Here is a 13,557-nt window from a genome sequence, read left to right on the forward strand (position 1 = left end):
GCACGAGGCGATCGAGGGCGGGGCGGCGGGCAGCGTCCCGGTGCGCGCGATCTGCGCGTACACCCGCCCGGAGTCCTTCACGGTGCGCCGCCCGGTGGCGTAGTCGACGTGCACCAGCCCGAACCGCGGCCGGTAGCCGAGCGACCACTCGAAGTTGTCCAGCAGCGACCAGTGCAGGTAGCCGACGACCGGCGCCCCGCCCTCGATCGCCTCGTGCACGGCGCGCAGGTGGCCGAGCAGCAGGTCCGTGCGCCGGACGTCGTGCACCCGGCCGTCGTGCGTGGGCCCGTCCCCGAACACCCCGCCGTTCTCGGTGATCATCAGGGGCGTGCCCGGGTGGTCGCGGTGCAGGCGGAGCAGCAGGTCGCGCAGGGCGTCCGGCACGATCTCCCACCCCTCGTCCGTGCGCCGCACGTCCCCGGACGGCCCGACCACCTGCCACGGGAACGGGCGGTCCGGCCCCGCGGGTGCGGCCGCCAGCACCCGGCGGGTGTAGTAGTTGACGCCGATCCAGTCCTGCCGGCCGCCGATCCGGTCCTCGTCGCCGGGGCGGATCACGTCGTCCAGGGCCCGGCCGAGCGCGCGCTCGTAGTGCGCCCGCATGTCGTCCGGGTAGCCGCGCCCGGCGAGCGGGTCGAGGTACCACCGGTTCACGTAGCCGTCCGAGCCCCACGCGGCTGCGGCGTCCTCGGCGGAGCCCGTCGCGGGGTCGCAGGGGAACAGGCTGAGCGCGCAGCCGGTGCGGGCCGCCGGGGCGTGGGCCTTGATCGCGTCGGCAGCGGCGCCGTGGCCGAGCAGCACGTGGTGCCCCGCCGCGACCGAGGCGCCCAGGTCGGCCACGCCCGGGGCGTGCAGGCCGAGCTGGTAGCCCAGGAGCTGGACGATCCACGGCTCGTTCTGGGTGACCCACCAGGTCACCCGGTCCCCGAGCCGCCCGGCGACGGCGTCCGCGTACGCCGCGAACGCGTCGACGACGGACCGGCCGGCCCAGCCGCCGTCCGCCATCAGCGCCTGCGGCATGTCCCAGTGGTTGAGGGTCAAGACCGGCTCGACTCCGCGCTCCAGCAGGGCGTCGACGAACCGCTCGTAGTGGTCCAGGCCGCGGGGCTCGACCCGGCCGCGGCCCTCGGGCACGACGCGGGACCAGCCGACGGAGAACCGGTACGCCCGCAGCCCGAGCTCGGTCACGAGGTCGACGTCCTCCCGCCAGCGCCGGTAGGAGTCGCAGGCGCGCGAGCCGTCCCCGCCGCCCTCGACCGCGCCGGGCCGGGCGGCGAACTCCTCCCAGACGGAGCGTCCGCGGCCGTCGGCGTCGAGGCTGCCCTCGACCTGGTAGGCGGAGGTGGCGGCGCCCCACAGGAAGCCGGGCGGGAAGGTGACGGTCACGGTCGGGCCTCCTGGGGGACGCGGGGGTCGAGGGTGGTGGCCGGGAGGTTCCAGGCCGTCAGGGTGAGGGGGCGCGGTCCGGTCGGGTCCGCCGGGGTCCAGCGGGCGCGGAGCGTGCGGGACCCGCCCGGGAGCAGCGGGCGGGGATCGCCGTCGAGCACCGCCCAGCCGGGTGCGCCGACCGGCCGGGCGTCGAGCAGCGCGAGTCCGACGACCGCCGGGCCGCCGCGGTGGGCGACCTCCAGCACGGCCGCGTCCGGCCCGTCCGGCCGCGCGACGACGTCGACCACCGCGGGCGCGAGGTCGAGCAGCGGGGACAGGTCGGCGGCCGAGGTGGCGACCACGACCTCGTGGTCCAGCACCGCCCCGCCCGCCGCGGTCCACACGACCTCCCACAGCAGCACGGCGGCCCGCGGCAGCGCGGACGCGGGGTGCCGCAGGTCCCCGACGGGCCGGGGCTCGCGCACCGGGTCCGGGACCGCCCACCGACGCTCGGTCAGCACGTCCCCGTCCGCGGTCCGCAGCCGCGCGACGACCGCCGACCCCGCGCCGACGCCGCCGTCCGACCACAGCCAGACCTCCGCGGCGGCGTGCGTGCGGCCGCCCCAGGCGGTCGTGGCGGTGCGCAGCGTCGCCCGGTCCGGGGCGAACGCCCGCGCGACCGCGTGGAACGCCGGCTTGGCGTCGCCGAGGTGGTCGACCACGGCCGTGCACCAGCTGTTCGGGTACGACTCGGCGAGCTGCCAGGGCAGCACCAGCGAGCAGCGCGGCCACCGCCGCCGGTCCGCCTCGACCGCGTACGCCAGGCCGGTCGCCTGCAGGTGCTGGCTCGCCCGCCGGTAGTCGTCGACGCCCGCCAGCCGGCCGCCGAAGCACTCCTGCACCAGCGGCGCGTTGTCCCACCACTCGCCGAGGTGCCGGTGCACGGGGTTCGACCGGTCGACCGGCCACACCCGGTCCGCGGGCACGAGGTGGTCGAGCAGCCGGCGGTTCGCCATCCCCTCGACGCCGAACTCGCTGTGCGCGAGGCAGGTGCCCGCGTCGGCGAGCGCGTGCTGGCCGGTCAGTCCCTGGTGCTCCCACGGGCCGTGCACGTCGTGCTGGTCGTCCGGGGCGGCGGCGATGACGTCGGCGCGGTGGTGGAACGCGGGGCCGGTCGGCGAGGTCGGCAGCCAGGCGCGGCCGGGGTCCAGGCGCGCCACCTCGTCCCGCAGCGCCGCGAGCACCGGGGACCGCGCCTCGTCGAGCGGGACGCCGTCGAGGTCGAGCTCGTTGCCGCCGCCCCACAGCAGCAGGCTCGGGTGGTGGACGCGCGGGGGGACGACGACCGCGGCCTCGCGGCGCATCAGGTCGACGAACGCCGGGTCCTCGCCCGGGGCGCTCTGCATGCCCGACGACGACTGGGACAGCTCCTGCCACACCAGCAGCCCGGCACGGTCGCAGGCGTCGTAGAACTCCTCCGTCTCCACCAGGCCGCCGCCCCACACCCGCAGCAGCGCGGCGCCGGACGCGACCGCCAGCCCGACCAGGTGCTCGACGCGCTCGCGGGTCACCGTGCCGTACAGCGCATCGGCCGGGGCCCAGTTCCAGCCGACCAGCGGCAACCGGACGCCGTTGACCTCGGCGGTGTACCCGCGTGCCCCGGCCGGCGCGCCCGGGTTCGCCACGAGGCGGGCGGTGCGGAAGCCGACGGTGCCGCGCCACAGCGTGCGACCGCCGGGGACGGTCAGGCGGACGGTGTACGTCGTGGGGGTGCCGAGCCGGCGCGGCCACCACAGGCGGGGCGCGGGGACGCGGACGGCGAGGTCGAGCGGGCGCTCGCGCCCGGGACCGGGCAGGTCGGCGCGGACGGCGGCGACGAGGCCGCCCGCGTCGTCCAGCACCTCGACCCTGATCCCGGCGGCGCCGTCGTCCCCGACCTCGACGACCCCCGCGACGCGCACGACTCCGTCGGCGGTCCCGGGGGTCACGGACGGCCGGACCGTCAGCGCCGCCAGGTGGACGCGGTCGACCACCACGCGCGCGGAGCGCCACAGGCCCTGGTGCGGCAGGCGGGGGCAGAAGTCCCAGCCCTCGGTCATCCGCGGCCGGTGCACCCGGACGCGCTCGGTGCGACCGACCTGCGGCTCGTTCGCGGGCACCGGGTCGACCACGACGGCCAGCCGGTGCTCGCCCGGCGTCGCCGCGTGCGCCGGGACCTCCGCCCGGAACCGGTGGTACAGCCCCTCGACGCGGCCGAGCGGCTCCCCGTCCCACAGCACCGTGCCGGACGGGTCGACGCCGTCGAGCTCCACCACGGCCCGCTCCCCGGGCGCGAGCGGCGGCAGGTCGACCGCGCGGCGGTGGACCCAGTGCCGCGCGCCCGTCCACTCGGCGGCGCGGCTGTTCCGGTCCCGGTACGGGTCGGGCAGCTCGCCGGCGCGGGCCAGGTCGGCGACCACCGAGCCGGGCACGGTCGCGGGCCACCAGCCCGGCGTGGCGGCGGCGGCCCGGGCGGCGTCGGCGGCGTTGTTGCGGGCCGTGACCGGCGCGTCGACGTACCACCGCCAGGTGTCGCCGAGCGCCTCCCGGACCAGCCAGCCGGGGCCGGCGAGGTCGAGGACGCGCCCGCCGCGGGAGTGCGCGGGGGCCGGGGCGTCCTCGCTGGTCGGCACGTGTGGCATCGATGCCATACTCCTACCGAACCACACCCGGACGAGGCGGCGCAACGCCGGCGGACCGCCGGATCCCGCCGCCGGGGCGGGTCGTCAGCCCGCGCCGGCCGCCAGGCGCTGCCGACCCACGACCGCGAGCAGCCGCAGCTTCTCCGCGCTCTCGCTGCCCGGCACCGCCGTGTAGACGAGCATCAGGTGCGACTGCTCCGGGTCGACCAGCGTCTGGCAGCTCAGCTCCAGCGCGCCGACCTCCGGGTGCACGAACCGCTTCGTCTCCCGCGGGCGCAGGCCGACCTCGTGCCGCTCCCACAGCTCACGGAACTCGGCGCTCCGGTCGAGCAGCAGCTCGGCGTACCGCGCCGCCCGCGAACCTGGGCCGCGCCGGACCAGCACCTCCCGGAGCCCGGAGGCGTACAGCCGGGACAGGAACGCGTGGTCCTCGGGCTCGTACAGGTCCCGGGCGCCCGGGTCGGCGAACCACCGGTAGCCCAGGCTGCGCGACGGCCCGGTGAACCGGGTCGTGTCGCCGGTCAGCGCGACGCCCGCCGGGGTCTGGCGCAGGGTCTCGCCGGTCTCGGTCACGACCTCGGCCGGGGTGTCCTGCAGCCGGCCGAGGATCCGCAGCAGCGCCGGGCCGACGTGCTCGCCGCTCGGTCCCCGGGGCGGCGGGTGGTGGCCGGCGAGCCGGAACAGGTGGTCCCGCTCGCCGAGGGACAGGTGCAGGCCCTGCGCGATCGAGGCGATCATCTGCTCGGACGGCTGCGGCCCCCGCTCGCGCTCGAGCCGGGCGTAGTAGTCGGTCGACATGTGGCAGAGCACCGCGACCTCCTCGCGGCGCAGGCCGTCGGTGCGCCGTCGCGGCCCGCGGGGCAGGCCGACGTCCTCGGGCTGCAACGACTCCCGCCGCCTGCGGAGGAACTCCGCCAGCCCCGCCCGGTCGATCTCCATGCGCCCCTCCCGCGATCCGGGCCGGCGCGTGCCCGGCCCCGCCGTCGTTCCTACCGTGCCCGGCGCCCGGGAGCCACGGCCCGGCGATCCGTGGATGAGCCCGCCCTGGACGGCCCCCGCGGCGGCGGCGACGGTGGTCGCACCACCAGCCCGCACCCCGAGGAGCCCACCGTGTCCCGAGCCACCGACATCACCGTCCCCGACCAGTCCGGTCGCCGCGCCGTCGTCACCGGCGGGAGCGACGGCATCGGGCTCGGCATCGCCACCCGGCTGGCCGCCGCCGGCGCCGAGGTCGTGCTGCCGGTCCGCAACCCCCGCAAGGGCGAGGCGGCCCTCGCCGCGATCCGCACATCGGCCCCGGGTGCCGACGTGTCCCTGTGCGCCCTCGACCTGTCCTCCCTCGACTCGGTCGCCGCGCTGGGCCGCACGCTGCTCGACGAGGACCGGCCCGTGCACGTGCTCGTCGGCAACGCCGGCGTGATGACGCCGCCCGACCGCCGGACGACGGCCGACGGCTTCGAGCTCCAGCTCGGCACGAACCACCTCGGCCACGCCGCGCTCGTGCTCCACCTGCTGCCCCTGCTCCGCGCCGGCCGGGCGCGCGTGGTGTCGCAGATCAGCATCGCCGCCGCGCGCGGCACCGTGCACTGGGACGACCTGAGCTGGGAGCGGTCGTACGACGGGATGGCGGCCTACCGCTCGTCCAAGATCGCGTACGGGCTGTTCGGGCTGGAGCTGGCCCGGCGGAGCGAGGCGGCGGGCTGGGGGATCACCAGCGTGCTGTCCCACCCCGGGGTCGCGCCGACGAGCCTGCTCGCCGCGCGGCCCGAGGTCGGGCGGGCGGACGACACCCGCGAGGTGCGGCTGATCCGGCGGCTCTCGGCGTGGGGCATCACCGGGACGCCGACGTCCGCCGGGCTGCCGGCGCTGCACGCGGCGACGTCGCCGGACGTCGAGGGCGGACGGCTGTACGGGCCGGGCGGCCTCGGGCACCTCGCGGGCGCCCCGGCCGAGCAGCGGCTGTACCGGTCGCTGCGGAGCACGGACGAGGCCCGGCGGGTCTGGGCGGAGACGGAGCGGCTGGTCGGGGTGCGGGCGGCGTGATTAGCCCCGTTTCCCGAACTACTCCGATCGGGCGAACAACCACTACCGTCGCGTCGAGCATCAACACAAAGCCATAGGCTTGTTGGCATCGATAGCGATCTCCACGAGGGAGTGACGTGCCCAAGTCCGCGAGCCAGTGGGGCGACGAGTTTGCCGAACGTCGCGGCATCTACGAAAGTCTCGAGCATCGCGTGGAAACGCTAGTAAGAGACCTTCTCGCGGCGGATGGGCTCGACGTGATCCAAGTGGAGACGCGCACCAAAACCGTCCGGTCCTTCATAGAGAAGATCAAACGAAAGCGTCGCGAGGAGACCAATCCCTTCGACTCCATCACTGATCTGGTCGGCATTCGCGTCATCACCTACTACCAAGACGACGTCGAGCGCGTTGGTCACATACTTCGTCGCGAGTTTTCAGTCAATGACAACGACTCGCCCGGCGAGGAAGGCCTGAGAGCCGATCATTTCGGATACCGGTCCTCGCACTACGTAGCAACCATTGGGGCCCCCCGGGAGAAGTTGGTCGAATGGGAGCCCTATGCTGGCTTGAAAATCGAGTTTCAAGTTCGCACGGCGCTTCAACATGCTTGGGCCGCCGTCTCTCACAAGGTTGACTACAAATCCGCAGAGTCCGCCCCTGCCGACATCAGACGGCGACTGTATCGCTTGAGTGCACTTTTTGAACTCGCAGATGAGCAGTTTGCGGTGCTCCGCGACGCGAGCCGCGCCACGCAGGAGGCATACGGCTCGGATGTCGAGCACGGGAACCTTGATATCCCGGTAGACACTAACTCCATCATGGCATTCCTATCCGAGGGGCAACGAGCCTTCAACTTGCGCCGACGACTCAAGCGCGCCAATATGCGTGTAAACGAGGGTGCGGATATTGAGCCGGACCGACTTAAGCGAGACCGTGCCGATCTCGTGCAATTCTCCAAACAATACGGCATCGCGCGGATCGCCGACCTCGACGCGTTCCTAAAGTCGAACCGGTTCTCGGAGATTGCTCGGGCGGTAGCCAAGGCAACAGAATCGGAGGGCGCGTCGCCGCAATCGCTAGAAGACGCGCTCACCCAGATATTGATCGCTGAGTTTGGAGAAGGTGATTCCCCGGGCTTCCCGACCTATCGTCGAGGATTTGCCCAGGCGCTGGGCGCCGCGCGCGATTTGCTACAAGACCGCTGACTTGTCAGGGTCGCGGACCTGGCGATGTGAGCGCCGCCAGGTCCGCGACCGACGCGTACCGCGCGGCGCCCTCCGGCCCGCCGGCCACCTCGATCGCGAAGGCCGGTGCCCCGGGCGTCAGGTCCACGGTCAGCACCGCCGTCGCGCCCGCGCCGTCGTCCCAGCCGAGCACCAGCCGTCCCGGCCCGTCCTCCCGCGCGGCGAACTCCCCGCCGAACGCCGGGTGCCGGGAGCGCAGCGCGACGAGCCCCAGCTGGGCCCGGGTCACCTCGCCCGCGAGCGCCGCGGCGAGCTCGGCCGGGTCGTAGACGTGCCGGTTCACCTCGCGGCCCTGCCCGGTGCGGGCGAACCGGTCCATGTCGTCCGTCCCGGCGAGCAGCCCGACGTAGTAGATCTGGGGCCGGCCCGGCACGAACAGCTGCACCGCCCGGGCGAGCAGGTACGCGACCGGGTCCTCGCCGAGCACCGAGAAGAAGGTCGCGTTGATCTGGTGCGGCAGCGCGGCCCACGCGGGCGTGGTGGACGCGCGCGCCGACCGGCCGGCGGTCCGGCGCCCCGCCTCCGCGAAGACCGCCGCCATCTCCTCGGCCGACAGCAGGCCGGGGCGGTCGCCGGCCGGACCCGCGTCGATGACGCCGATGCCGTCGTGGGTGTCGAGCACGGTGATGGCGTTGCGCGGCCGGATGTCCAGCCAGTGCGCGAGGCGGTCCGTCTCCCCCGTCGCCAGGCCGTGCAGCAGCAGCGGCGGCAGCGCGAAGTCGTAGACCAGGTCCACCAGCGGGGCGATCGCCGCCTGCTGGGTGTGGTGCGCGTGCACCTCGACCAGCACCCGCAGCCCCTCGGCGTGCGCCAGCGCGGTGATCTCCTCGACGAACTCCAGCGTCTGCGGCGTCATGAACGAGTCCGTGCCCGGCGTCTTCACCGCGTAGCCGACCGCGTCCAGCCGGACCGTCGACACCCCGCCGTCGGCGAGCGTGCGCAGGGTGCGGCGCAGGTAGGCGCGGGCGGCGGGGTGCCGGACGTCGAGGTCGACCTGGGTGGGCATGAACGTCGTCCACACCAGCCGCCGGGTGCCGTCGGCCCGCTGGTACGGCGTGAACGGCAGCCCGAGGCGCGGCCGGTAGAACGCGGTGATCTCGCGCTCGCCGGCGCCGTCGGGGAACACCGTGTCGTAGGTCAGGAACATGCCGTCGGCCGGCGACTCCTCGCCCCGTGCGAGCCAGTCCCGGAACTCGGCCGAGTCCGCCGACACGTGGTTGACGATGAGGTCCGCGGTCACGTGCACCCCGTCGGCGGCGAGCGCCCGCACGTCGTCCCAGGTGCCGAGGCGCGGGTCGACCGCGTTGTGGTCCACCGGGTCGAAGCCGGCGTCGTCGCCGTCGAACGGCACGAAGAACGGCAGCAGGTGCACGCCGCGGAACGCCGCCAGCGGGTCGTCGCGGAGCAGCGCGCGCACGCCCGCGAGGTCGCCGCCGAGCCGTTCGGTGTAGGCCAGCAGGTGCACGCCGTGGTCGGCGGAGGCGGTCACCGCGCACCCCCGTCGACCCCGAGGGCCCCGACCAGCGCCGCCACCCCGCCCGCGGGCGAGGTCAGCACCGGCACCGCGACGTCCGCGCGCGCCGCGGCGCCGGCCATCGACGCCTGCGCGAGCACCACGGCGTCCGCGCCGGCCGCCGCCTCGGCGACCGCCCGGGCCACCAGCTCGTCCGCCCGGTCCCCGTCCCCGGCGTCCCGCGCGGCGGCGGCCCCCTCGACCACCCGGGCCTCGACCGCCACGGCCGCGCCCGCGTCGCGTGCGGCGCGCTCCACCAGCCGGCCGGTCGGCCCGAGCGTCGAGGCGAGCGTCGCGAGCACGGCGACGCTGCCCCGCGCGCCGGGCGCCGCCGCGCGGGCGACGGCGTCGCGGGCCATCGGGGCGTCCACCCGCAGCACCGGCACCTCGACCTGCGCCGCGGCGGCCTCGGCCGCCTCGCCGATCGACGAGCACGTCACCAGGACCGCGGAGGCGCCCGCGGCGGCGAGGTGCCGCACGTGGGCGAGCACCGCCGCCTCGACCGCGGGCGTCACGCCGGTCGCGACCGCGGTGGCGAGCAACCACCCGTCGACCACGTGCACCCGGCGGATCCCCGGGGCGGCGGCGTCGAGGTCGGCGTCGAACCGGGCCGCGAGGGCGGGGACCGTGTGCAGCAGGCCGGCGGTGCCGGCCTCCCCGGTCACGCCGCCGTCCACGGCCGGGCCTCGGCGTCCACCAGCTCCACCAGCCGCTCCAGCCGCGGCACGGACACCTCGGCGAGAGCGGCCGGCACGTCCGGGCGCCCGACGACGTCGCTCCACAGCGCCCGGCCGGCCAGGAACCCGCTCGCCCCGCCGCGGCACGCCGCGCGCACCGCCCCGGCGAAGTCGTCCCGGTCCACGCCCTGCGACAGCACGACCCACGGCCCGGTGATGGACTCGCCGAGCGTCGCGCACGCCCGCTCGAGGTCCGCGGCCTCCGCGCGCCCGCCCAGCGGCACCTGCACCTTGTACAGGCTCGGGCCGAGGGGCGACAGCTCCCGGGCGGCCTCGGCGATCGCCGCCTCGGTGTCCCAGGTGCCCGCGGCGGTCTCCGCCGGCGTCGCCCGCACGACGGGCTCCAGCACGGACAGCACCCCGCGCGCCGCGGCGACGTCGACGAACCGGCGGGCGAGCTCGACCCGCTGCTCGCGGCGGGCGTCGCGGCGCCAGATGACCAGCAGCTTGATCGCCACGGCCCCGTGCAGGTCGGACTCGGGCGCGACGACCACCTCGTCCAGCCCCGTCTCCTCGACCGGACCTCCCGGCTCCTGCTCCAGCGCGTCGGCGGCGAGGATCAGCCCGCAGGACGACGGCAGCAGCGGGGCCGCGCGCTCGACGCCGAGCTCGCGGTCGATCAGGAAGCCCGAGGCCAGCGGGCTCAGCGCGCGCGCGACGTCGAGCTTGAACGCGACCAGGCGCTCGTCGTCGACCCGGCCCGCGCCGGCCTGGTCGAACATCGTGCGCAGGCTCTCGCGCTGGTCCATCGCCACCATCGCGAGCGCGCCGGAGGGACGGGCGATGGCGTCGAGCGTCGGTGCGGTCACGGGTGGCCTCCTGGGGTCGGGTAACGCGTGTCGTCGGGGACGGCCGCCGCGCGGGCGGCGCGGACGAACCGGGCCAGCGCGGCGTCGGCGTCGGGGCGCGGGGCCGGCAGCGGGTGGCCGTCGGGCAGCCCGCCGAGGGCCGGGAGCACCGGCGGGTCGTCGGGGTCGAGCAGCCCGGCGCGGTGCAGGGCGAGCAGCGCCGCGCCGGCCGCGACCGGCTCCGCGCAGTCGACCAGCCGCACGGGCACGGGTCCCGCCTCGGCCTTGGCGCGCATCCACGCGGTGTTCCGGGAGGCGGGCCCGCCGAGCACGACCAGCCGCTCGGGTCGCAGCTCCGGGTCGGCGGCCGCGCCCAGCCGGAGCTGCATGTCGAGCATCCACCGCGCCTGGAGCGCGAGCCCGTCGACCATCGCCGCCGCGAGCGCCACCGGCCCCCGGTCGCCGCGGTCGAGCACGCGCACCCGGGCGGTCGGGTCGGGGTCCGGGGTCTGCCGGCCGGACACGTACGGCAGGACGACCGGCGCCGCCGGGTCCGCCGGGTCCGGGCGGTCGGCCGGGGGCAGCGCGGCGACCGCGGCGAACAGGTCGTCGGCCGCCGAGCCGGCGGCCTCGTGCTCCAGCCACCAGCGGACCATCGCACCGGCGCTCGACGACCCGGCGAGGAGCGCGGGGCGGCCCGCGACGGTGCGGACCAGGCTCATCCCCGCACGGGCGACGTCGGCCCGCACCGGGTCGGCGGACAGCACCGTGCACACGGCCTCGGCCGTGCCGATCGAGTCGGCCGTCGTGCCCGGCGCCCGCACCCCCGCGGCCCACGCCCCGACGGCGTGGTCGTGCCCGGCGACGACGACGGGCGTGCCGGCCCGGAGCCCGGCGGCGACCCAGGACCCCGGCCGCACGGTGCCGGCGACCGCACCGGGCCCGGCGACCCGCGGCAGGTGCTCGGGGCGCAGGCCGACCTCGGCGAGCAGGTCGGCGTCGAAGGCCGTCGGCAGCGCCGCGCCCGCGGGCGGCAGGCGGTAGGCCATCGAGCGGCCCGCGAGGGTGTGGTCGGTGACGAGCTCGCCCGTCAGCCGCAGCGCCGCCAGGTCCGCGACGCCGGCCCACCGGGCGAGCGCGGCCCTCCGGCCGGGGTCGTGCGCGGCCAGCCAGGCCAGCGTCGCGAGCGGCACCTTCGCGCTCGGCCGGACGCCGGTCGCCTCGAACAGCGCCGTGACGCCGAGCCGGTCGGCGAGGGCGGCGGCCTCGGCCGCGGCGCGCTGGCCGTCCCAGCGGAGCCACGGGCCGAGGGGGTGACCGCCGGCGTCCAGCGGGACGCCGGTCTCGGCCATCGAGGCGACGCCCACGGCCAGCGGCACGGGCGCCGGGCCGGGGCGGGCGCCGGGGGCGCGCGGGTCGCCTTCGGACCGGCGCGCCGTCGCGAGCGCGCGCACCGTCAGCTCGCGCAGGACGCGGTCGAGCGCGGCCGGCTCCGGGGTCGGCGCGGCCGCGACGGCGAGCAGCTCGACGGTCCCGTCGGCGGCCGACTCCGGCGCGGCGACGAGCGCGACCTTCGTGTTCGTGGTCCCGACGTCGATGCCGAGGCCGAGCAGGCGGCTCACGGCAGCAGTGTGTTCGATGTCGAACACATCGGTCAACCGTGTGCGGACGTTGACATCCGGGTCGGGCGACCGTTGGATGGCGACCGTGCGCTACTCCGCCGCCCCCCGCCGCCGGGACGAGCTGCTGCGCCGGCTCGAGGAGTCCGGCTACGTCTCGTCCAGCACCGCCGCGGCCGAGCTCGGCGTCTCCGAGATGACCATCCGCCGCGACCTCGGCCAGCTCGCGGCCGAGGGCCGGGTGCGCCGGGTCGTCGGCGGCGCCTCGCTGGTCGACGGCAGCGCCGCGCCGCCGTTCGAGCTGCGGCGCACCGAGGCCGCCCGGGAGAAGGACGCGATCGCCCGCGCCACCCTGCCGCTGCTCGCCGACGCCGGGGTGGTGGCGCTCGACGCCGGCACGACGGTGGCGACCCTCGCCCGACGGCTGCCCCAGGGGCTCACCGTCGTCACGCACTCGGTGCCGGTCATCACGGCCTGCACCGGCCGGGACGACCTGGAGGTGGTGGCGCTCGGCGGGACCTTCCACCGCGCCACCCGGTCGTTCGCCGGCCCGGCCACCCGCGCCGGCCTCGCGGACCTGGCCGTGGACGTCGCCGTGCTGTCCGCCACCGCCGCCGGGCCGGGCGGCGTCTACTCCGCGGACCCGTGGGACGCCGACACCAAGCGCGCGATGGCGGCGATCGCCGCCCGGGTCGTGCTGCTCCTCGACCACCGGAAGCTCGCGGCCCGGGCCCCGATGCGGGTCCTGGGGCTCGAGGACGCGCACGCCGTGGTGGTCGACGACGGGGCGACGCCGGACCAGCTCGCCGTGCTCCGCGAGCGGTGCGAGCGCGTGGTGGTCGCGGACACCGGGGCGGCGGCGCCGTGACCACCGGGCCGGGGGCCGCCGCCTCGACCGGCGCGCGGCCCGGCGGCGCGACCGGGCCGCGGCTCGGCGTCGTGGCGGACGACGTGACCGGCGCGTGCGACCTCGCGGACGCCGTCCGGGACGCGGGCGGCTCGGCGGTCGTGGTGCTCGGGGTCCCCGGACCCGGGCTCGCGATGCCGCCCTGCGACGCCGCCGTGGTGGCGCTCCGCACCCGCACCGCATCCGTCGGTCAGGCGGTCGCCGAGTCCGTGGCCGCGGCGTCGTGGCTGCTCGACCGGGGTGCCGCCGCGATCTACCAGAAGTACTGCTCGACGTTCGACTCCACCGACGAGGGCACCATCGGGCCGGTCGCGGACGCCCTGCTCGACCTGCTCGGGCCGGGCGCGGTGTCCGTCGGCACGCCCGCCACGCCGCGCGCCGGGCGGACCCAGTACCAGGGGCACCTGTTCGTCGGCGACCGGCTGCTGTCGGAGTCGTCGCTGCGGCACCACCCGCTCACGCCGATGACGGACCCGGACCTGGTGCGGGTGCTCGGGCGGCAGACCGCGCGCCCCGTCGGGCTGCTGCCCCGGGGCGGCCTGCGGGCGACCGACCCGGGCGGGGCGCTGGCGCGGGTCGTCCGCGACGGGGCCGCGCACGTGCTCGCGGACGCGCTGACCGACGACGACCTGGACGCGCTGGCGCGGGGGGGGCGGGGGGGGGGGGGCGGGGGGGGGC

General features: G+C 76.7%; 11 protein-coding genes. 4 read left to right on the top strand and 7 right to left on the bottom strand.

Going from position 1 to position 13,557, the window contains the following annotated elements:
• From MHY85_RS16880 to MHY85_RS16890, 3 genes are all read right to left on the bottom strand, one after another.
• Positions 1-1,386: GH1 family beta-glucosidase (locus MHY85_RS16880; protein WP_239198431.1), on the bottom strand; the 1,386-nt coding region annotated here is incomplete at its 3' end.
• Positions 1,383-4,058, bottom strand: a complete 2,676-nt coding sequence (locus MHY85_RS16885) for a hypothetical protein (protein ID WP_239198434.1) — start codon at positions 4,056-4,058, stop codon at positions 1,383-1,385. The genes MHY85_RS16885 and MHY85_RS16880, both read right to left, overlap by 4 nt.
• 75 nt (positions 4,059-4,133) lie before the next feature.
• Positions 4,134-4,988 (bottom strand): helix-turn-helix transcriptional regulator, encoded by an 855-nt coding sequence (locus MHY85_RS16890; protein ID WP_239198437.1) that lies wholly within the window; start codon positions 4,986-4,988, stop codon positions 4,134-4,136.
• A 171-nt stretch (positions 4,989-5,159) separates the two neighbouring features.
• Between MHY85_RS16890 and MHY85_RS16895 the strand changes: the two genes are divergently transcribed.
• Entirely contained in the window at positions 5,160-6,092 is a 933-nt protein-coding gene (locus MHY85_RS16895; RefSeq protein WP_239198440.1) for an SDR family oxidoreductase, read from the top strand.
• A 116-nt stretch (positions 6,093-6,208) separates the two neighbouring features.
• Positions 6,209-7,276 carry a GTP pyrophosphokinase family protein gene (locus MHY85_RS16900; protein ID WP_239198443.1) on the top strand — a complete coding sequence of 356 codons (1,068 nt, stop codon included), beginning with the start codon at positions 6,209-6,211 and terminating at the stop codon, positions 7,274-7,276.
• A 4-nt stretch (positions 7,277-7,280) separates the two neighbouring features.
• Here MHY85_RS16900 and gtfA read toward each other — a convergent pair whose 3' ends face one another.
• Genes gtfA through MHY85_RS16920 form a run of 4 tightly spaced genes read right to left on the bottom strand, consistent with a single transcriptional unit; the run spans position 7,281 to position 11,975 of the window.
• Positions 7,281-8,804: a sucrose phosphorylase gene (gtfA, locus tag MHY85_RS16905; RefSeq protein WP_239198446.1), complete on the bottom strand. Its 1,524-nt coding sequence runs from the start codon at positions 8,802-8,804 to the stop codon at positions 7,281-7,283.
• Positions 8,801-9,493 (bottom strand): aspartate/glutamate racemase family protein, encoded by a 693-nt coding sequence (locus MHY85_RS16910; RefSeq protein ID WP_239198449.1) that lies wholly within the window; start codon positions 9,491-9,493, stop codon positions 8,801-8,803. Before MHY85_RS16910 ends, gtfA begins: the two co-directional genes overlap by 4 nt.
• A complete protein-coding gene (locus MHY85_RS16915; RefSeq protein WP_239198452.1) occupies positions 9,490-10,374 on the bottom strand; it encodes a hypothetical protein in 885 nt (294 codons plus the stop codon). The genes MHY85_RS16910 and MHY85_RS16915 overlap by 4 nt, the downstream gene beginning before the upstream one ends.
• A complete protein-coding gene (locus tag MHY85_RS16920; RefSeq protein WP_239198455.1) occupies positions 10,371-11,975 on the bottom strand; it encodes an L-fuculokinase in 1,605 nt (534 codons plus the stop codon). The genes MHY85_RS16915 and MHY85_RS16920 overlap by 4 nt, the downstream gene beginning before the upstream one ends.
• A 76-nt stretch (positions 11,976-12,051) precedes the next feature.
• Here MHY85_RS16920 and MHY85_RS16925 point away from each other — a divergent pair, with 76 nt between their 5' ends.
• Together MHY85_RS16925 and MHY85_RS16930 are read left to right on the top strand one after the other, a co-directional pair.
• Positions 12,052-12,840 (top strand): DeoR/GlpR family DNA-binding transcription regulator, encoded by a 789-nt coding sequence (locus tag MHY85_RS16925; protein WP_239198458.1) that lies wholly within the window; start codon positions 12,052-12,054, stop codon positions 12,838-12,840.
• Positions 12,837-13,557, top strand: a 721-nt coding sequence (locus MHY85_RS16930; RefSeq protein WP_239198461.1) for a four-carbon acid sugar kinase family protein, incomplete at its 3' end; no start/stop codon positions are given. The genes MHY85_RS16925 and MHY85_RS16930, both read left to right, overlap by 4 nt.

The organism is Cellulomonas sp. ACRRI (assembly GCF_022346185.1).
GTDB lineage: Bacteria > Actinomycetota > Actinomycetes > Actinomycetales > Cellulomonadaceae > Cellulomonas.